The sequence below is a fragment of the Sphaerisporangium melleum genome (genome assembly GCF_014646695.1).
In the GTDB taxonomy this organism is placed as follows: Bacteria; Actinomycetota; Actinomycetes; order Streptosporangiales; family Streptosporangiaceae; genus Sphaerisporangium; species Sphaerisporangium melleum.
Genome location: NZ_BMNT01000009.1, coordinates 189,725 through 210,521 on the forward strand (window position 1 = coordinate 189,725; position 20,797 = coordinate 210,521).

A 20,797-nucleotide genomic window follows, 5' to 3' on the forward strand; every position below is an offset into this window, starting at 1 on the left:
CTCGCGCCCGGTCAGGCGCGGCGAACCGAGAGGGACGTACCTTTGATCCCGAGCACGCCGGGTGTGGTGTGGAACACGGGGTCGACGCACGAGATCTCGCCGTACCGGGTGAACAGCAGGTCCAGCGCGACCTTCGCCTCGATCCGGCCGAGCAGCGCGCCCAGGCAGTAGTGCACTCCGTGCCCCCAGCTCAGGTGGGGGTTGGGCGTCCGGTCCACGTGGAAGGCGTCGGGGTCGGCGAACTGCGCGGGGTCGCGGTTGGCGGACATGATCCAGGTGACCACGGCGTTGCCGGGGGCGATCGGCGTGTCCTGGAGCGTGGCGCCCGGTTTGACCAGGCGGTGGGCCAGCATCACCGGCGGCCGGTAGCGGAGCACCTCCTCCACCGCCCGCGGGATGAGCGAGCGGTCCGCCCGCATGGCCGCCTCGGCCCGCGGCTCCTCCTGGAAGGTGTAGAGGGCCGTGCCGAGGGTCACCGTGGAGCTGATCTGGCCGCCCATGAGGATCGCCGAGGCCATGCCGTACGCCTCGGTGTCGCTCAGCCGGTCGCCGTCCACCTCGGCGGCGAGCAGCCGGCTGATCAGGTCGTCGCGCGGCTGCTTCCTGCGCTGGGTGACCTGGTCGAGCATGTACTCCTGCAGCGCGCGCAGGTTCTCGACGACCACGTCGGCCACCTGCACGTCCGACAGGTCGCCGATGGGGTTGTCGAAGGAGTTGAACGCGTCCTCCATCCACTTGCGGAACATCGGCTGGTCCTCGTAGGGGACGCCGAGCAGTTCGGCGACGACCAGCGCGGGCAGCGGGTTGGACAGGGTGTCGACCAGGTCGAACTCGTCCTGGTCGGCGACCGCGTCGAGCAGCCGTTCGGCGATCTGGCGCACCCGCGGCTCCAGCGCGGCGACCTCTTTCTGGGGGAACGCCTGGTTGACCAGGGTGCGCAGCCGGCGGTGCGCGGGCGGGTCCACCGTCCCCAGGTTGACGTACTCCGGCATGTCGTCCTGCGGGGGCGCGATCGAGCTCCAGTCGGAGGAGAAGTGGGCGTGGTCGTACATCACGGCCTTCGACTCGGCGTATCCGAAGACGTGGTGGGCGCCGGTGCGCTCGTCCACCCAGACGGGGGCGCGGTCCCGCATGCCTTTCAACCAGGACGCCAGCTTGGCCCCGCCGTCCTCGGCACTCGGTATCTCGGCGCTGTCGAAGGTCAGGAACTGCATGGGTGTGCTCCCATCGTGGGGTGGTACGTGCGAGGGTCCGCGCCGGTCAGTGCCGCGCGGCGGCCCCCACCCGGGCGCCGCGCCGCAGGCGGGGCCGGACGGGCAGCCTGGTCAGGCCGTTGATGAAGTTGGAGGCCAGGTGCTGTACCTCGCCCGCGGGCTCGAACTCCTCGAAGTCGGCGGCCAGTTCCTCGACCATGACGTTCAGCACGGCGCGGGCGGCGGGGCCGCCGATGCAGTAGTGCGGGCCGATGGAGAACGCCAGGTGCGGGTTGGGCTTGCGGTCGGGCCGGAACTCGTAGGGGTCGGTGAAGACGTCCTCGTCGCGGTTGGCCGAGGCCAGCCAGGCGCAGACGATCTCGCCTTCGCCGATGCGCACGCCGTCGATCTCCACCTCCTGGGTGGTCTTGCGCATGAGGTGGTTGGTGGGCGTGGCCCAGCGCAGCGCCTCCTCCACGCAGGAGGGCGCCAGGGAGGGGTCGTCGCGCACCATCCGCCAGGCGTCGGGCCGCTCTGCCATGGCCAGGAGCAGGTGGGAGGCGACGTAGGGCGTGGTGGTGTTGGCGCCCATGACCATGGAGTAGCAGTTGAGCAGCACCTCGCGGTCCTCCAGGCCGCGCCCGCCGAAGTCCAGGCCGACCAGGACGCTGATCAGGTCGTCCCTGGGGTTGCGGCGCCGGTCGGCGATCACCTCGGAGAACATGGCGAACAGCTGGTAGTGGGCCTTGCGCAGGGTGCGCTCGGTCGTCCCGGCCGTGTAGACCGGGTCCTCGGGGGCGACGCCGGACATGGTCCAGGCGGGGATGTCCGGCCACGCCGACTCGGGGATGCCGAGGATCTCGCCGACGGCCAGCATCGGCAGGTGGAGCATGATGTCGGCGATGTCGACGACGCCGCCGTCGTAGCAGGGCGCCAGCATCCGGCGGATGCGGGCCCTGATGTCCTCCTCCCGGCGCCGCACGACGAGGGTGGACATGGTGCGGATGGACGGCCCGCGCAGCCAGCCGTGGCCGGGCGGGTCCATCAGCGGCATGGTCTGCCCGCCGGCGCTGTCCCCGCCGTCGGCCACGTCCAGTACGTTGCCGTGCTCGGAGGAGAACCGGTCGACGTCCTTGATCATCGCTTTCACCGCGTCGTAGCGGGTCACCGACCAGAACGCGGGCTGGCCGGGGCGCTCCTGACGCCAGACCGGGGCCTGCGCGCGCAGGGTGGCCCAGTCGAGGTGCTGGGGGTGGGTGCGGTAGCGGTGCGGGTCGAACAGGTCTATCGAGTCCAGGGCTACGCGCTGGTCGCCCTGCGGGCCCGTCATCAACATGGTCGCTCTCCTCGGTTCGCTTCCGGGGCGGTCCGCCGGTCAGGCGTCTGGGGTGAAGCGCATGGGCAGGCTGGTGATCCCGTTGATCCAGTTGGAGTACAGGTGGCGGACCTCCCCCGCGACCTCGAAGCGGACGCGGCGCCGGGCGAGCTCCTCGAAGATGACCGACAGCGCGTAGCGCGAGGCCGGGGCGCCGATGCAGTAGTGCGCTCCGGCGCCGAAGCCCAGGTGGGGGTTGGGGGCGCGCCGCAGGTCGAAGGCGTAGGGGTCGTCGAACACCTGCTCGTCGCGGTTGGCCGAGGCCACCCACGCGCACACCCAGTCGCCCGCCGCCATCCGGACGCCGCCGAGTTCGGTGTCGGCGGTGACGCGGCGGATGAGGTGGTGGGTCGGGGAGGTCCAGCGCGCCCCCTCCTCCACGAGGGCGGGGATCAGCGCGGGGTCCGCCATGACGGCCCGCCAGATCTCCGGCCGTTCGGCCAGGGCGAGCAGGGTGTGGCAGGCGACGTGCGGGGTGGTGGAGTTGGCGCCGAGGGCGACGCTGTAGCAGTTGAGCATGACCCGCCGGTCGTCGATGGGCCGCCCGCCGATCTCCAGGCCGAGGAGCGCGGTGACCACGTCCTCGCCGGGGTCGCGCCGCCGGGTCTCGATCGTCTCGGCGAAGACGGCGAACAGCCGGTGGTGGACGCGCCGCAGGGTGTCGCCGACGTCGCGGCCGACGGCGTACTCGGGGTCCTCCGGGGCGATGCTGGCGGTGGTGTTGAAGGCGACGGTCTCCCAGTGCTGCTCGGGGATGCCGAGCAGGTCACCGGCCGCGACCATCGGCAGCAGCCGCATCAGGCGTGCGATGTCGTGCTCGCCCCCGGCCAGCAGCGGGTCGATCAGGCGCAGCACCTTCGCCCGGACGGCGTCGGCGCGGCGCCGCACCACCGACTGCCGCATGGTGCGCATGAGCGGGCGGCGGATCGCGCTGTGGTCGGGCGGGTCCATGAGCGTGATGGTCTGCCCGCCGGCCGAGTCGCCCACGCCGACCGAGGCCAGGATGGTGCCGTCCTCGGAGCTGTACGTCGCCGTGTCCTTGACGATCTTGTCGCAGTCGGCGTACGTGGCGAAGGACCAGTACGGGGTGCCGTCGGGCATGTGGTCGCGGCCGACCGGGCGGTGCCGCCGCAGGGACAGCCACACGTCGTGCCGGCAGCCGGCCACGTAGGTCGCCGGGTCGTGGAGCCGTAGCCCGTCGAGGGAGTCGAGGGGTTTGGGCTCGCCGAAGTCGATGCGCATCGTGCCTCTCCTCGCGTTGCGGCCGTCACCTCGTGGTCGTGGCGCTTCCCGTCACGGCGCCCGCGGGCCAGGCGGGTTCCTCCGGGCCGCCCTCCGCCCGGCCGGCGGCCTCGACGGCGGCGGACAGCTCGGCGATGGTCTGGTAGTCGAACAGGTCGTCGGCGAGGACCTTGACGTTCTGGTCCTGCAGGCGCTTGAGCAGCATCACGCTGCGCAGCGAGTCGCCGCCGAGCTGGAAGAAGTTGTCGTCCACGCCGATGGTGTCCAGCCCGAGCACCTCGGTCCACACGGTGGCCATCGTGCGCTCCAGCGGTGTGCGCGGCTCGGCGTACTCCTCCTCCAGGCCGAGGTCGGCCCGCCGCTTCCACGGGTAGGGCAGCGCGCGGCGGTCGGTCTTGCCGTTGGGGTCGCGCGGCATGTCGGCCAGGATGATCATGCCGAGCGGCTGCATGTACGCGGGCAGGCGCTCGCCGAGGTAGCGGTACAGGTCGCCGGTGGTGACCTTGGCGCCTTCGGCGGGCACCACGAACGCGGCCAGCCGCTTGAGGTCGGGGCCGTCGTCGAACACCTCGGCCGCGCCGGAGGAGACCAGCGGGTGGGAGTTGAGCACGGCCTCGATCTCGCCCAGCTCGACCCGGTAGCCGCGGATCTTGACCTGCCGGTCCACCCGGCCGTGGAAGTCGAACTCGCCGCCGGGCAGCTCGCGGGCCAGGTCACCGGTGCGGTACATGCGCGCGCCGCCGGCGGCGAACGGGTCGGCGAGGAACCGTTCCGCGGTGATCCCCGGACGGTCGAGGTAGCCGCGGGCGACGCCGTACCCGGAGACGTACAGCTCGCCCACCGTCCCCGGCGGCACCGGCCGCAGCCGCTCGTCGAGCACCCGCAGCGTCATGCCGTGCAGCGGGGCGCCGATCGGCACCCGCTCCGGCTCGGGCGCTGCCGGGTCGACCGGGTGCAGCGAGGCGAAGACGGTCGTCTCGGTGGGGCCGTAGGCGGCGTAGGTGCGGCGGCGGGTGACGGCGGCGCTCGCCCGCACGGCCTGCGGCGACAGCACGTCCCCGCCGGTGATCAGCGTGCCGACGTGGGACAGGGCCTGCGGGTCCTGGTCGACCAGCACCTGGAACAGGCCGGAGGTGAGGAACATCCAGTCCGGCTCGACCTCGCGCAGTTGCTCGCCCAGGCCCGCGGCCGACTGCTGGGGGTTGTCCAGCAGCGCCACCCGGCCGCCGCGGCACAGCGCCGACCAGATCTCGAAGACCGACGCGTCGAAGGAGAACGGGGCGAGCTGGGCCACGACCTCGCCGGGGCGCACGTCCAGCCGGGGGTCGCCGATCAGCCGTACGACGTCGGCGTGCTGCACCATCACGCCTTTGGGCACGCCGGTGGAGCCGGAGGTGTAGACGATGTAGGCGAGGTTCCCCGGGCCGGCCCCAGGTCCGCTCTCGCCGGCAGGCTCCCCGGCGAGCGCCTCCTCGTAGGTGAGGACGTCGGGCGCCGCGCCGCCGTCCCGCTCCCCCGGCGTCCCGGCGGCCAGGTCGCCGGCCCGCTCGGCGTCGGTCAGCACGGTGGCCGCGGCCGAGTCGCGCAGCAGGAAGTCACGGCGCTCGGCCGGGTAGGCGACGTCCACCGGCACGTACGCCCCGCCGGCCTTGAGCACGCCGAGCATCGCCACGACCAGCCTCGGAGACCGCGCCATCACGATGCCGACCCGGTCGTCGGGCCCGACGCCGCGGGCGCGCAGGCTCCCGGCGAGACGGTCCGACAGCTCGTCCAGCTCGGCGTAGGTGAGCGTCTCCCCGCCGGAGGAGACGGCCGGCGCGGCGGGGGCAGAACGCGCCCACCACCGCACGAGGTCGTGCACGCGGGCGTCCTCGGTCACTGGCATCTCTCGTCCGTCCATTCCACACCCATCCACTCGGTCTCGAAGGTCGTGCGCACCGCGTCGCGGCGCCGGGATCACCGGCACCTCTCGATGCCGCGCAGGACCGGCGCCAGCGTCTCGTCAAGCAGGTTGTGCAGGAAGAAGTGGTCGCCGGGCAGGACCACGAACTCGAAGGGGCCGCTGGTCTCCTCGCCCCAGGGCCGCATCTTCTCCGGCGGCGCGATCACGTCCTTCTCGCCCGCGATGGCGAGCAGGGGGACGCCGGGCAGCGGCCGGGGGTAGCTGAGCAGGGCGGTCTCCGACAGCTCCAGGTCGCAGCGGATCACCGGCAGCATCAGCTCCAGCAGCGCCGGGGAGTCCAGCACCTCGGGCGGGATGCCGCCGAGGTCGATCAGGTGCTCGATCAGCTCGTCCTGCGGCAGGTGGTGGGCGTGCTTCCACTCGGTGACGCTCGGCGCGGGGGTGCCCGACACCACCAGCAGCTCCGGCAGGGGAAGCCCCCTGGCCTCCAGCTCGTGGGTCAGCGCGAACGACACCCGGGCGCCCATGCTGTGCCCGAACAGCAGGTACGGCGGGCACAGCACGGGGGTCAGCTCGTCGGCCAGCGCCTGGACCAGCGGCCGCATGGTGCGGTACGGCGGCTCGCGGAAGCGGTTCTCCCGGCCGGGGAGCTGGACCAGCCGCAGGTCCACCCAGTCGGGGATCCGGCCGACCCATGGCTGGAAGGCCGAGGCCCCGCCTCCGGCGTAGTGGAGGCAGACCAGTTGCACCTCCGGCGCCGCGCTCCGCGGCGGGCGGCGTAGCCACTTGTTCACCGTGACGCCCACCTGCTCACCCCTCTCCGGTTCCCGTCTCGTCTCGCGGCCCCGTCTCCTCCGGTCACAGCGCTCACACCCATCGCACCCTCAGCGGGACCTTCCTGATCAGCGAGTGGGAGCCGAAGTACTCGACCCCCGACAGCACCTCGATGGACGGCATGCGGGCCAGCATCCGGCCGAGCGCGACCCGGGCCTCCAGGCGGCCGAGCGGCGCGCCGAGGCAGAAGTGGACGCCCTGCCCGAAGCCGAGATGCCGGTTGGGCGTCCGGGTGACGTCGAAGCGGTCGGGTTCGGTGAACGCCGCCGGGTCGCGGTTCGCGCTGCCGGTCCACAGCAGGACGCGGGCCCCGGCCGGGATGGCGCGACCGGCGAGCTCGACGTCGCGGGTGGCCGTGCGCACCAGGCGGTCGGCCGAGTTGCGGTAGCGCAGCGTCTCCTCGATGGCGCCGGGCAGCAGGCCCTCGGGGTCGGCGCGCACCCGGGCGGCCGCCTCGGGATGGCCGTCCAGGCACAGCACGGTGTTGGCGACCAGCATGGTGGCCATCAGGTGCCCGGCGATCAGCAGCAGGCTGACGATGCCGACCAGCTCGTCGTCGGCCAGCCGGTCCCCGTCCACCTCGGCCTGGACGAGCCGGCTCACCAGGTCGTCGCCGGGCGCCCGGCGGCGGCCGGCGACGACCTCCAGCAGGTAGGCGTTCATCTCGCGCAGCGACGACGCCGGGTCGGCGGGGGCGGCCCCCGCGGTGATGTCCACCCCGGTGAGCACCTTGGCCCAGGTGAACAGGGTCGGCCGGTCGGCGCGGGGCAGCCCGAGCAGGTCGGCGAGGACGAACACCGGCATCGGGTGGGCGAGCGCGGTGACCAGGTCGATCTCCTCGGCGCCCTTCACCTCGTCGAGCAGGTCGTCGACGATCGCGGTCACCAGCGGTTCGAGCCGTTCCATGGCCCGCCTGCCGAAGGCGGCGCTGACCAGGCCGCGGAGCCGGCGGTGGTCGGGCGGGTCCATCACCATGAAGTTGCCGCGGGTGAACGGCTGGAACTCCGGCATCGCCGCCATGGCGGCCCGCGAGTCGGAGGAGAAGGTGGCGTGGTCGGTCAGGGCGGCCTCGACGTCCGCGTGCCGGAAGACGTGCCACATGCCGAACCGCTCGTCGTGCCAGACCGGCTCCCGGCGCCGCATGAGCGCGAACCAGGGGGCGGGGTCCGAGGTGTCGACCAGCGAGCGGTCGACCGTGACGCCGCCGGGCTCGTCGTCGGGCTCTGTCATGGCGCACCTCCCAGGTGCCGTGGATGCGGTCGGGTACGGAGAAGGGGGCCGGGGTGGCGGAGCGCCGCCCCGGCGGCCGGGCTAGGACGTGCCCTCGGCCTCCATGGCCGCGATGAGGCTCTTCGGCCGCATGTCCACCCAGTGCTCCTCGACGTAGGCCAGGGCGGCATCGCGCGGGCCGGGGCCGAACACGGTCTGCCAGCCGGCCGGGACGTCGGCGAAGACCGGCCACAGCGAGTGCTGGCCCTCGTCGTTGACGAGCACGAGGAAGGTGCCTTCCGGGTCCTCGAACGGGTTCGTCATTGTCCGCTTCCTTTCGTCGGGTTCTTGGGGGAACAGCGGGGGTCAGGGCCGGGGGGCGTCGAGCCGGTCGCGCAGCACGCGGCCGATCTCGGCGATGTGCTCGGGCCAGGTCATCCGGTGGTGGGCGCAGGCGATGTCGTGCACGTCGATCGATCCGTCCAGGAAGGGCGCCCAGGAGTCCGGCAGGGGCGTGCCCTCGACGCGGTCCACGGTGGCCATGAAGAACAGCAGGTCGCCGCGGAAGCGGCCCGGGACGTACCGGTCGGTGATCCTGCTGGTGTTGGCGTAGACCTCGACCATGGCCTGGACGTCGTCCTCGGTGAGGCCGGCCAGGGCGCTGCCCTCGGAGCGGAACAGTTCGGCGACCCGGGCGAAGTCCGGCGGGCCGTCCAGCAGGTGCCGCTGGCCGAAGCCCATGGCCTCGATCAGCGCCATGAGCATGCCCTCCTTGCTGAACGCCCGGCGCAGCAGGTCGCCCGCCTCGCTCTTCAGCCCGTCCGCCAGGGCCGGGAGGGCGGTGGGCGGGTAGGCGTCCATGATCGACAGCAGTCCTACCTGCTCGCCGGCCGCCTGGAGCTGGACGGCCATCTCGTAGGCGACCGGGCCGCCGGAGGACCAGCCGATCAGGTGGTAGGGCCCGTGCGGCTGCACCTGGCGCACGTGGGCGAGGTAGTCGGCCGCCATCTCCTCGATGCTGTCCGGGCGCGGCTCGGGACGGGCCAGGCCGCGCGCCTGCAGGCCGTAGATCGGCCGGTCGGCGCCGAGGTGCCTGATCAGGCCGGAGTACGACCAGCTGATCCCCCAGCCGGCGTGGACGCAGAACAGCGGCGGCCGCTCGCCGCGCGGGCGCAGCGGCAGCAGCACGTCCAGCGAGGAGCCGGACGCGCCGGTCCCGAGCCGTTCGGCCAAGCCCGCCACGGTCGGCGCCTCGAACAGCACGCGGATGGCCAGTTCGGCGCCGATCGTGGCCCGTACGCGGCTGACCAGCCGGGCGGCCAGCAGCGAGTGCCCGCCGAGGGTGAAGAAGTCGTCGTCGACGCCGACCCGCTCGACGCCGAGCACCTCGGCGAACAGCTCGCACAGCAGTTCCTCGTCCAGGGTGCGCGGCGCGCGTCCGGCCGTGGCGCCGGTCTCGGGGGCGGGCAGCGCGCGGCGGTCGAGTTTGCCGCGCGGGGTGAGCGGCAGCTCCTGCAGCGGGACCACCACCGAGGGCACCATGTACTCGGGCAGGCGTTCCTTGAGGTAGGCGCGGAGCCGGCCGACCAGCGCGGTGTGCCCCCGGGCGCCGGCCGGGCTGGTGACGTGGCGCAGCGGGCCGGCGGCGTCCTCGCCCGCCCGGTACACGCCGGTCAGCGGCGGGACGCGCGAGGTGGTGGCGCGCGGGACGAAGACCGCGTCCATCGTGTCCACGGCCTCGGGGCAAAAGGAGACGGCGACGCGGTGGCCGAGGCGTTCCCCGAGCGCGTGCAGGTCCTCGGGGTCCACGCCGTCGTGCCGGTCGAGCGCATCGCGGACCTCCGGCCACGGCAGGCCCTCCTCCAGGGCCGCCGCCGCTGCCGCCTCCCCGGTCAGGCGCACATTGGGCACGCCGGTCACCCGCAGCGGCGCGGTGCGGGCGGTGCCGAGCAGGGCGGCCAGGCCGGACAGGTCGGCGACGTCGCGGCCGTAGGTCACACGCTCGGCGGCGGCCAGGTCGGCGGGGGCGCCCGGGCCCTTGTGCAGGACGACCTCGTAACGGTGCCGGGTCAGCTCGTTGTGCGGCGCGCCCCGCTTGAGGCGCACGTCCACCCCGGCGAGCCCGGGGACCTCCTGGCGAAGGGCGGTGAAGAACTCGGGGTCGACCAGCAGTTCCTTCTCCAGCATCACGGCGTGCTCGACGGCCCGGCGCACGGCGGCCGGATCGCCCTCGCCGCGGGTGCGGCCGACCCGGACGGCCGACAGCAGGGTGCGGTGCGACCGCCGGTGGCGCACGTCGCCGACGTACACCGCCCCGCCCGGTCTGAGCAGCTCGAAGGCCCGGCGCAGCACGGTGAGCAGGTATTCGCCGCTCGGGAAGTACTGGACGACGGAGTTGAGCACGACCACGTCGAAGTGCCCGGCGGGCAGGCCGGTGAGGTCGTCGGCGGGCTGGGCGCGCAGGACGACCCGCCCGGCGAGGCCGGGGTCGGCCTCGACCTCGTGCCGCAGCCGGGTGATCGCCTCGGCGGAGAAGTCGGTGCCCCAGTAGGCCGTGCAGTGCGGGGCCAGCTTCGCGAGCAGCAGGCCGGAGCCGACGCCGAGCTCGATGATCCGTTCCGGGGACAGCTCACGGATGCGGGCGACGGCGGCGGCGCGCCAGTCGCGCATCTCCGGCAGCGGCAGCGGGGCGCCCTCGTCGTAGCTGCTGTTCCAGCCGGAGAAGTCCTCGCCGAAGGGGGCGCCGCCTCCCGTCTCGTACCCCGAGTCGAAGATCTGCCGCCACTCGCCGACCTGTTCGGCGGCCTGCTCGGCCAGCGCCGCGCCGTCCTCGACGGCGGGCACGACGTACGCGACCAGCCGCTGGTCGCCCGGGCGGTCCTCGCGGACGAGGACCGCGGCCCGCGCCACGCCCTCGTGCCGGGTGAGCACCGATTCGATCTCGCCCGGCTCGATGCGGAAACCGCGCAGTTTGACCTGGTCGTCGCCCCGGCCGAGGTACTCGAGGTCGCCGCCCGCGTTCCAGCGGACCAGGTCGCCGGTGCGGTACATGCGCGCCCCGGGCGGGCCGTACGGGTCGGGGACGAAGCGGCCGGCGGTCAGCCCGGGCCGCCGGACGTAGCCCCGGGCGACGCCGCGCCCGGCGACGTACAGCTCACCGGCCACGCCGCGCGGCACCGGGTTGAGGCCGCCGTCCAGCACGCGAACCTCGGCGTTGCGGACGGCGCGGCCGATGGGCGCGCCGCCGTCGCCGCCGAGCGGGCGGCTGGTGGTGGCGACGATGGTGCTCTCGGTCGGGCCGTAGGCGTTGAACACCCGGCGCCCGGCGGCCAGGCGTGCGATCAGCTCGGGGGCGCACGCCTCGCCGGCCGTCACCACGCACGCCAGGTCGGGCAGGTCCAGGTCGGGCAGCGTGGTCAGCACGGCGGGCGGGGCGACCATGTGGGTGACCCGGCGGCCGGTCAGGACGGCGGCCAGTTCGTCGCCGAGCACCTGGCCCCGCGACTCGGGCAGCACCAGCGTGCCGCCGCCCAGCAGGCCGAGCAGCAGGTCGCCCACCGCCATGTCGAACGAGGTGGACACCACCTGCAGCACCCGGCGGCCGGGGCTCACGCCGAACCGCGTGGTCTGGTCGAGCGCGACGTTGACCAGGGCCCGGTGGTCGAGGGTGACCCCCTTGGGACGGCCGGTGGACCCGGAGGTGTAGATCACGAAGGCGGCGTGCTCCGGCAGCGGCCGCCGGCCGGAGGCGGCGGGGTCGGTGCGGGGGTGGCGGTCCAGCGTGTGGTGACCGAACGGGTCGTCCAGGAAGAAGAACGGCAGCGCGGGCGTCGCCGGGACCTCGGCGCCGAGCTCGACGTGCCGCAGGACGAACACCGGATCGACGTCGGCGAACATCGCGGCCACCCGGCTCACCGGCGTGCCGGAGTCCAGTGGCAGGCACACGCCGCCCGCCTTCAGCACCGCGAGCGCGCTCACCACGTAGTCGGCCGAGCGGGGGGCGGCGACCGCGACGACGCGCTCGGGGCCGGCACCGGCCGCGATGAGATGGTGGGCGAGCCGGTTGGCCTTGGCGTTCAGCTCGGCGTAGGTGAGGGTCGTCTCGCCGTCGGTGAGGGCCGGGGCGTCCGGGGTGCGGGCGGCCCAGCGTTCGAACAGCTCGGGCACGGTCGCGGGCGGATCCTCGGCCCGCGGGCCGGTGCCCAGGGCGACGAGTTCGCGGCGCTCCCCCGCGTCCAGGATGGGCACCCGCTCGATGGGGAGCGCGGGGTCGGCGGCGACGGCGGCCAGGAACCGCCGGTACCACTCGACGACCCGCTCGATGGTGGCCCGGTGGAAGATGTCGGTGTTGTACTCGGCGAAGCCGTAGAACCCGCCGGGCCGGCCGGCCTCGTCGCGGCGCTCGCTCAGGCTGAGGAAGATGTCGTCGCGCGCGGTGCCGATGGCCGCCTGGACGTACTCGATCTCCAGCCCGGCCAGGTGGAAGCGCACCTCCGGGGTGTTCTGCAGGACGAGCGAGACCTGGTAGAGCGGGCTGCGGGCCATCGAGCGCGCCGGGTTCAGCACCTCCACCAGCAGCTCGAACGGCACGTCCTGGTTGGCGTAGGCGGCGAGGGCGGTCTCGCGCACCCGGTCGAGCAGCACGCGGAAGGCCGGGTTGCCCGAGGTGTCGGCGCGCAGCACGAGGGTGTTGACGAAGAAGCCCACCAGGTCGTCCAAGGCCTGGTCCGTGCGGCCGGCGATGCCGCTGCCGATGGGGATGTCGGTGCCCGCGCCGAGCCGGGTGAGCAGCGCCGCGAGGCCCGCCTGCATGACCATGAACAGGCTGGCGCCCGACTCGTGGGCGAGCCCGGCCAGCCGCCGGTGCAGGTCGGCGTCGAGTTCGAAGGCCAGCACCTCGCCCCGGTGGGTGACCTGGGCGGGCCGGGGCCGGTCGGCGGGCAGCCGGATCTCGGGCGGCAGGTCGGCCAGCTCGCGCTTCCAGTGGGCGAGCTGGCGGCCGAGGACGCTCTCCGGGTCGTCGGCGTCGCCGAGCAGCTCGTGCTGCCAGAGCGTGTAGTCGGCGTACTGGACCGGCAGCTCGGGCAGGTGCGCCTCCTCGCCGCGGCGCCGCGCCTCGTAGCAGGACATCAGGTCGCGGGCCAGCGGCGAGAACGACCAGCCGTCTCCGGCGATGTGGTGGAACAGCAGCAGCAGCGCGTGCTCGCCGGGTCCCGTGGCGAACAGCCGCGCCCGCACCGGGATCTCGTTCCGCAGGTCGAAGCCGTACCGGGCGGCCTCGTCCAGCGCGGCCCGCAGCCGTTCCTCGTCCTGGAGCGCCGTCGCGCCGCGGGGGGCGGCGAGCGCGGTGACCTCCAGCTCGGGGACCGCCTCGGCCGGGTCTAGGACGTGCTGGTAGGGCTCGCCGTCCACCTCGGGGAACACGGTGCGCAGCGACTCGTGCCGGGCCACCACGTCGGCCAGCGCGCCGCGCAGCGCGGCCACGTCCAGCGGGCCGCGCATGCGGATCACCCACGGCATGTTGTAGGTCGCGCTCGGCCCCTCCAGCCGGTGCAGGAACCACAGCCGGCGCTGGGCGAACGACAGCGGCACCCGAGGCGGGCGGCGGCGGGCCAGCAGCGGGGGCCGGGCCGAGACGTCCAGCCGCTGGGCCAGCTCGGCGACCGTGGGCGCCTCGAACAGCGCCCTGATCGCCACCTCGACGCCGAGCACGCGCCGGGCGCGCGAGGCGAGACGGGTCGCCAGCAGCGAGTGGCCGCCGAGGTCGAAGAAGTCGTCGTCGATGCCGACGTCGGCGACGCCCAGCACCTCGGCGAACAGGTCGCACAGGATCTGCTCGCGCGGGGAGCGCGGCCGCCGCCCGCCGCCGTCCCAGCGGGGCGCGGGCAGCGCCGCCCGGTCCACCTTGCCGTTGGCGGTGAGCGGCAGCCGGTCCAGGACGACGACCGCGGCGGGGACCATGAACTCCGGCAGCCGGGCCCCGGCGAACGCGCGCAGCTCGCGCGACAGCGCGCCCCGGTCGCGCGAGGCCAGCGGGTCGCTGGCGCAGGCGCGCGGGTCGCGCCCGTCCGCGGTGGGCCCGGTGCCGGTCAGTGCGATCTCGGGGCCTGCCCGCGTGGTGAACACGGCGTCGAACCGGTCGGCGGCCTCCGGTGACCAGGTGACCGCGACCCGGTATCCGAGCCGCTCGCCGAGGGTGTGGCAGTCCTCCGGGTCCACCCCGGCGGGGGCGTGCAGCCGGGCCAGCACGTCGGGCAGGGGCAGGCCGGCGTCCAGGGCCGCGGCGGCGGCGACCTCGTGCGCGACCCGGGCGTTGAGGATGCCGGTCACCCGCACGGCCGGGGGGCGCGCGTCGCGCAGGTGCGCGGCCAGCCGGTCGAAGGCGTCCGGCTCGGCGCCGAAGGCCAGCCGCGGCGCGCTCGCCACGTCCAGCAGCTCGCGCCCGCTCCGGTACAGCACGGCCTCGTACCGGTGCCGGGTCAGCTCGTTGTGGTAGGCGCCGCGCTTGAGCCGGACGTCCACCCCGGCCAGGCCGGGCAGCACTCCGCGCAGCGCGGGGAAGAACGCCGGGTCGAGGACGAGTTCCTTCTCCAGCGCCACGGCCTGGTCGACGGCGGTGCGCACGCGCCGGGCGGCGTCCGTCCCGGCGTCGCCGCCCTCCGCGCCGGTCAGCTCGACGGCGGTGCGGAAGGCGCGCAGCAGTCTGCGGTCGCGGACGTCGCCGACGAGCACGGCGCCGCCGGGGGCCAGGGCGCGCATCGCGCCGGCGAGCACGTCGATCAGGTAGTCGGCGCCGGGGAAGTACTGCACGACGCTGTTGAGCACGACGGCGTCGAAGTGGTTCTCGGGGATGCCGGAGAAGTCGTCGGCGGCCCGGGCGCGCAGCACGACCTTGTCCGCCAGGCCGGGCCGGCGGGCGACCTCGGCGGCGAGGTCGCGGACGACCTCCTCCGACAGGTCGGTCGCCCAGTACTCCTCGGCGGCGGGGGCGAGCCGGGAGAGCAGCAGGCCGGTGCCCGCGCCGATCTCCAGGACGCGGCGCGGGCGCAGCTCGGCGACCCGCTCGACCACGGCGTCGCGCCACCGGGCCATCTGGCCGAGCGGGATGGGGTCGCCGTCGTAGCTGCTGTTCCAGCCCGCGAAGTTCTCGCCGAACGGGACGGGCGCGGCGCCGGTGTAGGCGGTGTCGAAGATCTGCCGCCACTCCTCGACCTGCTCGCCCGCGGCGTCGTCGCCGGCGGTGGCGGGGACGACGTAGGCGACCAGGCGCCTGTCCCCGGGAACGTCCTCCCGGGCGATCACCAGGGCGTGTTCCACCGCCTGGTGCGAGGTGAGCACCGCCTCCACCTCGCCCGGCTCCACCCGGAACCCGCGGATCTTCACCTGTCCGTCCACCCGGCCGGCGAACTCCACGACCCCGCCCGGAGCCCACCGCACCAGATCTCCCGTGCGGTACATCCGGGACCCGGCCGGCCCGTACGGATCGGCCACGAACCGCTCCGCGCTCAACCCCGTGCGTCCCAGATACCCGCGTGCCACCCCCACACCGGCCACATAGAGCTCTCCCACGACGCCCGCCGGCACCGGCCGCAGGAACTCGTCCAGCACGTACGCCCGCATCCCGTCCAGCGGACGCCCCACCGGCACCACGACCGCGTCGGCGGCCAGCTCATCGACCGGATGGCACAACGCGAACGTCGTCGTCTCGGTCGGCCCGTATCCGTTCACCACCCGCAGACCGGGGCACGCCGCCAGCACCCGGCGCACCGCCTGCGGAGACACCACGTCCCCGCCCGTCCACACCTCGCGCACCCGCGCGAAACACCCCGGGAACTCCTCGGCCAGCACCGCGAACAGCCCCGCGGTGGCCCACAGCGCCGTCACCCCGCCCGAGGCGATCACCCGGGCCAGCACCGCCACGTCGAGCTCGCCCGCCGGCGCGACCACCACCTCGCCCCCCGACAGCAAGGGGGCCCAGAGTTCGAACGTCGAGGCGTCGAACGCGACCGGGGAGTGGAACAGGACCCGTCCCCCGGCGCCGGCCCGGCGGGTCGAGCCGAGCGCGAGGCCGGCCACGTCCCGCTGGGTGACCGCGACGCCCTTGGGCGTGCCGGTGGAGCCGGAGGTGTACATGACGTAGGCGAGGCCGGCCCCGGTGGCCCGGAAGGTGCCGGAGACCTCGGCGCCGCCGGTCTCCCCGGCGGTGGTGGGCTCGTCGAGGTGGAGGACGCGCAGGCCGGCGGGTACGCGGGAGGTCAGCGCGGGGTCGGCGATGGCGACCGGCGCACCGGTCTCGGCGGCCATGGCCGCCACCCGGGCGGCCGGGAAGCGCGGGTCCACCGGCACGTACGCTCCGCCGGCCTGGATCACGCCCAGGATCGCGGCCACGAGGTCCGCCGAGCGTTCCATCACCAGCAGCACCGCCGACTCCGGCCGCACGCCCAGCTCGCGCAAGCGTTCGGCGACCGCCGACGCCCGTGCGTCCAGCTCGGCGTACGTCACCTCTTCTCTGGGTCCGTCCGGCAGGCCCGAGGACACCGCCACCGCGTCCGGCGTCCGCGCCACCTGGGCCGCGAACAGCTCCGCCAGGCCCGGCGAGCGGGCGGCGCCGGAGAGATCGCCGACGACGGCCGGGTCGAGGGCGGCGCCGCGGCCGGTGGCCATCAGCTCGGCGCGCTCGTCCTCGGCGAGCACCTCGACGCGGCCGAGCCGCACGTCCGGGTCGGCGGCCACGGCGCGCAGCACCCGCTCGTACCGCTCGACCAGGCCGGCGACGGTCCGGCGGTCGAACAGGTCGGTGTCGAACTCGACGAAGCCGAGCAGCCCGCCGTCGGTGGTGTCGAGCGGCTGCTCGGTGAGGTTCCAGTAGAGGTCCATCCGGGCGGTCCCGGTGGTGACCCATTCGGGGGTGATCTCCAGGCCGCTGGTGGCGAGCACGCCAGCCGGCGCGTTCTGCAGCGCGAGGATGACCTGGAACAGCGGCTGGTGGGCCGCGGACCTGGCCGGGTTGAGCACCTCCACCAGGTGCTCGAACGGCACGTCCTGGTTGGCGTAGGCGGCGAGCGCGGTCTCGCGCACCTGCCCCAGCAGGTCGCGGAAGGCCGGGTCGCCGGAGGTGTCCACCCGGATGACCATGGAGTTCACGAAGAACCCGACCAGCTCGTTGAGCGCCCGGTCGGTGCGGCCGGCGATCGGGGAGCCGATGGGCACGTCGGTGCCGGCGCCGAGCCGGGTGAGCAGTGCGGCGAGCCCGGCCTGCAGCACCATGGCGAGGCTCGCGCCGCACTCGCGGGCCAGGGCGAGCAGGTCCCGGTGCAGGCCGGCGTCCCAGGCGAAGGTGAGCACGTCGCCGCGGGTCGAGGCGACGGCCGGGCGCGGCCGGTCGGCGGGGAGCCTGATCTGCTCGGGCAGCCCGGCGAGGCGGTCGCGCCAGTAGGCGGTCTGCCGGGCGATCACACTGGCCGGGTCGCCGGGATCACCCAGCAGATCACGCTGCCAGAGCGTGTAGTCCACGTACTGCACCGGCAGCTCCGGCAGCTCCGCCGCCCGGCCCGCGCGCCGCGCCTCGTAACAGGCCATCAGGTCCCGCGACAGCGGAGCTGCCGACCAGCCGTCGCACACGATGTGGTGCATCAGCAGCATCAGCACATGCTCGTCCGGGCCGAGCGCGAACAGGTGCGCCCGCACCAGCAGTTCCTCGGCCAGGTCGAAGCCGTGCCGGGCGGTCCGCTCCAGCAGCGCGGGCAGTTCCGCCTCGGTGGCGTCGGTCACCTCCAGCATCGGCTTGGCCTCGTCCGGGGCCAGGATCCGCTGGTACGGCTCGCCGTCCCGCTCGGGGAAGACGGTGCGCAGCGCCTCGTGCCGCTCGACCACGTCGGCCAGTGCCGCGCGCAACGCCTCGACGTCCAGCGCGCCGCGCAGCCGGAGCGCCCACGGCACGTTGTAGGTGGCGCTCGGACCTTCCAGCCGGTGGACGAACCACAGCCGCCGCTGGGCGAAGGAAAGGGGGATCATCGGCTACGCCACTCCTTCCGGACGGGGCCTGCGCACCAGCGGTGGGCGCGTCTCGACCGGGGCGTCCAGCCGGCCGGCCAGTTCGGCGACGGTCGGGGACTCGAACAGGTGCCTGATGGGGACCTCGGCGTGCAGTTCCTCGCGGATCTCGCTGATCAGCCGGGTGGCCAGCAGCGAGTGACCGCCCAGGTCGAAGAAGTCGTCATCGATGCCGACCCGCTCGATGCCGAGGACCTGCGCGAACAGCCCGCACAACACCTCCTCACGGGCATCACGCGGACCACGCCCGCCACCGCCCTCCCACACCGGAACCGGCAACGCCGCCCGATCCAGCTTCCCGTTCGGCGTCAACGGCAACCGATCGACCACCACCACCGCCGACGGCACCATGAACTCCGGCAACCGCTCCCGGGCGAAGCCGCGCAGCGACCGGCCGTCGTCGGCCATCTCCTCGCGCGGCACCACGTAGGCGACCAGCCGGTCGTCACCGCCGTTCGCCCGCCAGGGGACGACCACGGCCCGGTGCACGGCCGGGTGCGAGGCGAGGGTGGCGGCGATCTCGCCGGGCTCGACGCGGAACCCGCGGATCTTGATCTGGTCGTCGGCCCGGCCGAGGTAGTCGAGCGCCCCGGCGGCGTTCCACCGCACCAGGTCGCCGGTCCGGTACATACGGGCCCCGGCGGGACCGAAGGGGTCGGCGACGAACCGTTCGGCGGTGAGCCCGGCCCGGCCGGCGTACCCGCGGGCCACGCCGGTCCCGGCCACGTACAGCTCGCCGATCGCGCCGGGCGGCACCGGGGCGAGCCCGGCGTCCAGCACGTACGCCCGGGTGTTGGCGATGGGCCGGCCGATCGGGGGCGGGCCGGCGGCCAGAGGATCGCTGGTGGTGGCGCACACCGTGGTCTCGGTGGGGCCGTAGGCGTTGAACATCCGGGCGCGGGTGGCGAACCGCGCGACGATCTCGGGGGTGCACGCCTCGCCGGCTGCGACGACGCACCGCGGGCCCGGGCCGTCCCGCTCGGGCAGGGACGCCAGCACGGCGGGCGGCACGACCATGTGGGTGACCCCGGTGCCGGCGATCACGTCGGCGAGGTCGGCGCCGACGGCGCGGTCCTCGGGCGGCAGCACGAGGGTGGCGCCGCTCAACAGGGCCATCACCAGGTCGCCGACGGCCATGTCGAACCCGGTGGCGGCGAACTGCAGCACGCGGGCGTCCGCACCGACGCCGAACCGGGCGATCTGGTCCATCGCCACGTTGACCAGCCCGGCGTGGGTCACGGTCACGCCCTTGGGCCGTCCGGAGGACCCGGAGGTGAAGATGACGTAGGCGGGCGAATCCGGGTGGACGGGCACCGGGCCGCCGGGCGTCCGGTCCTCGGCGTCCACGGCGTCCGGACGGTCGATGACGAGCCGGGGCACGGCCGGGCCGTCCCGGCGCAGCGCCGCGTCCCCCTTCTCGTCGGTGAGGACGAGCACCGGGCCGGCGTCGGCGGTCATCTGCGCCAGCCGGAACATCGGGATGGCCGGGTCCACGGTCAGGCAGGCGCCACCCGCCTTGAGCACGGCGAGCACCCCGGCGACCAGGTCCGCCGAGCGCGGCAGCAGCAGGGCGGCCACCCGCTCGGGGCCGACCCCCCGTGCGGCCAGCGCCCGGGCCAGCCGGTCCGACCGGGCGTCCAGCTCGGCGTAGGTCAGCGAGGCGTCCCTGGACATGACCGCGGTCGCGCCCGGTGTGCGGGCGGCCTGGGCCGCGAACAGCTCGGCCAGCCCGGCGTGCGGCCGTTCGGCCCTGGTGTCGTTGCGGGTGACGAGCAGCTCGTGGCGTTCGGCCAGGGTGAGCAGGTCGATGGCGCCGATCCGCCGTCCGGGGTCGGCCGCGGCCGCGCGCAGCAGCCGGGCCCAGCGGCCGACCAGCGTGGCGATGGTCCGCTCGTCGAACAGGTCGGTGCTGTACTCGACGGCGATGTCCAGCCCGCGCGGCGTGCCGTCGGCATCGCGCACCTCGACGAGGCTGAAGAACGCGTCCATCTTGGCGGTGCCGGTGTGCGGGATGCCCGCGGCGGCGACGGCCAGTCCGGGCGCGGCGAGGTCGTCCTCGGGGGTGTTCTGCAGGGCCATCGACACCTGGAACAGCGGGTGACCGGCCATCGACCTGACCGGGTTGAGCACCTCCACCAGCCGTTCGAACGGGATGTCCTGGTTGGCGTACGCCGCGAGCGCGGTGTCGCGGACCCGGCCGAGCAGCTCGGCGAAGGTCGGCTCGCCAGAGGTGTCGGTGCGGATGACGAGGTTGTTGACGAAGAAGCCCACCAGGTCGTCCAGGGCCTCGTCGGTGCGCCCGGCGATGGGGGCGCCGATCGGGATGTCGGTGCCGGCGCCGAGCCGGGTGAGCAGTGCGGCGAGTCCGGCGTGCAGCACCATGAACAGGCTCGCGCCGGAGGTGCGGGCCAGCCGGAGCAGGGCCTCGTGCAGTTCGGCGTCCCACTGGTAGGTGACCAGGTCGCCGCGGTGCGTGGCGATGGGAGGACGGGGACGGTCCGTGGGGAGCCGGAGCTGCTCGGGCAACCCGGCGAGTTGCCCGCGCCAGTAGGCGAGCTGGCGGGCGTACCGGCTGTCCGGCTGCCGCTCGTCGCCGAGCAGTTCGCGCTGCCAGAGCGCGTAGTCGGCGTACTGCACCGGCAGCTCCGCCCAGCTCGGGGCGTGCCCGGCGAGCCGGGCCCGGTAGGCGGTGGTCAGGTCGCGGGACAGCGGGGCGAACGACCAGGCGTCGGTGACGATGTGGTGGAACACCACGACCAGGACGTGTTCCTCGGGGCCGAGGCGCCACAGCCGTCCCCACAGCGGGATGTCGGTGGCCAGGTCGAACACGTGCCGGGCCGCCTCGTCCAGGGCGGCCGGCAGGCCGGGTTCGGTGAGCGGGGCGGGGTCGCCGCCGGCGAGGACGGCGGGCACCGCGTCCGGGTCGAGGACGCGCTGGTAGGGCGTGCCCTCGTGCTCGGCGAACACCGTACGCAGCGACTCGTGCCG

The 20,797-nt window shown here is 74.4% G+C and carries 9 protein-coding genes; all 9 read right to left on the reverse strand.

Annotated elements, in window-relative coordinates; translation table 11 throughout:
* Positions 1-11 precede the first annotated feature (11 nt).
* Positions 12-1,214 (reverse strand): cytochrome P450, encoded by a 1,203-nt coding sequence (locus tag IEY93_RS10380; RefSeq protein ID WP_189162773.1) that lies wholly within the window; start codon positions 1,212-1,214, stop codon positions 12-14.
* 46 nt (positions 1,215-1,260) lie between these two features.
* A complete protein-coding gene (locus IEY93_RS10385; RefSeq protein WP_189162774.1) occupies positions 1,261-2,529 on the reverse strand; it encodes a cytochrome P450 in 1,269 nt (422 codons plus the stop codon).
* Positions 2,530-2,568: 39 nt separating this feature from the next.
* Positions 2,569-3,810, reverse strand: coding sequence for a cytochrome P450 (locus IEY93_RS10390; protein ID WP_189162775.1), 1,242 nt, complete (start codon positions 3,808-3,810; stop codon positions 2,569-2,571).
* Between the two features lie 25 nt (positions 3,811-3,835).
* On the reverse strand, positions 3,836-5,695 hold the full coding sequence (locus IEY93_RS10395) for a non-ribosomal peptide synthetase (protein WP_189162776.1): 1,860 nt from the start codon (positions 5,693-5,695) through the stop codon (positions 3,836-3,838).
* Positions 5,696-5,766: 71 nt separating this feature from the next.
* The gene (locus tag IEY93_RS10400; RefSeq protein ID WP_189162777.1) at positions 5,767-6,519 is read right to left on the reverse strand and encodes a thioesterase II family protein; all 753 of its coding nucleotides are present in this window, start codon (positions 6,517-6,519) and stop codon (positions 5,767-5,769) included.
* 61 nt (positions 6,520-6,580) lie between these two features.
* Complete coding sequence (locus tag IEY93_RS10405) at positions 6,581-7,777, reverse strand: cytochrome P450 (protein WP_189162778.1); 1,197 nt, start codon at positions 7,775-7,777, stop codon at positions 6,581-6,583.
* An 81-nt stretch (positions 7,778-7,858) separates the two neighbouring features.
* Complete coding sequence (locus IEY93_RS10410) at positions 7,859-8,080, reverse strand: MbtH family protein (protein WP_189162779.1); 222 nt, start codon at positions 8,078-8,080, stop codon at positions 7,859-7,861.
* 42 nt (positions 8,081-8,122) lie between these two features.
* A complete protein-coding gene (locus IEY93_RS10415) occupies positions 8,123-17,770 on the reverse strand; it encodes a non-ribosomal peptide synthetase (RefSeq protein WP_189162780.1) in 9,648 nt (3,215 codons plus the stop codon).
* Positions 17,771-17,773: 3 nt separating this feature from the next.
* Positions 17,774-20,797: non-ribosomal peptide synthetase (locus IEY93_RS10420; RefSeq protein WP_189162781.1), on the reverse strand; the 3,024-nt coding region annotated here is incomplete at its 5' end.

Excerpts from the sequence above, each read along its gene's own strand:
- IEY93_RS10380 (WP_189162773.1), bottom strand. The coding sequence starts at position 1,214 with ATGCAGTTCCTGACCTTCGACAGCGCCGAGATACCGAGTGCCGAGGAC.
- IEY93_RS10385 (WP_189162774.1), bottom strand. The coding sequence starts at position 2,529 with ATGTTGATGACGGGCCCGCAGGGCGACCAGCGCGTAGCCCTGGACTCG.
- IEY93_RS10390 (WP_189162775.1), bottom strand. The coding sequence starts at position 3,810 with ATGCGCATCGACTTCGGCGAGCCCAAACCCCTCGACTCCCTCGACGGG.
- IEY93_RS10395 (WP_189162776.1), bottom strand. The coding sequence starts at position 5,695 with ATGCCAGTGACCGAGGACGCCCGCGTGCACGACCTCGTGCGGTGGTGG.
- IEY93_RS10405 (WP_189162778.1), bottom strand. The coding sequence starts at position 7,777 with ATGACAGAGCCCGACGACGAGCCCGGCGGCGTCACGGTCGACCGCTCG.
- IEY93_RS10410 (WP_189162779.1), bottom strand. The coding sequence starts at position 8,080 with ATGACGAACCCGTTCGAGGACCCGGAAGGCACCTTCCTCGTGCTCGTC.
- IEY93_RS10415 (WP_189162780.1), bottom strand. The coding sequence starts at position 17,770 with ATGATCCCCCTTTCCTTCGCCCAGCGGCGGCTGTGGTTCGTCCACCGG.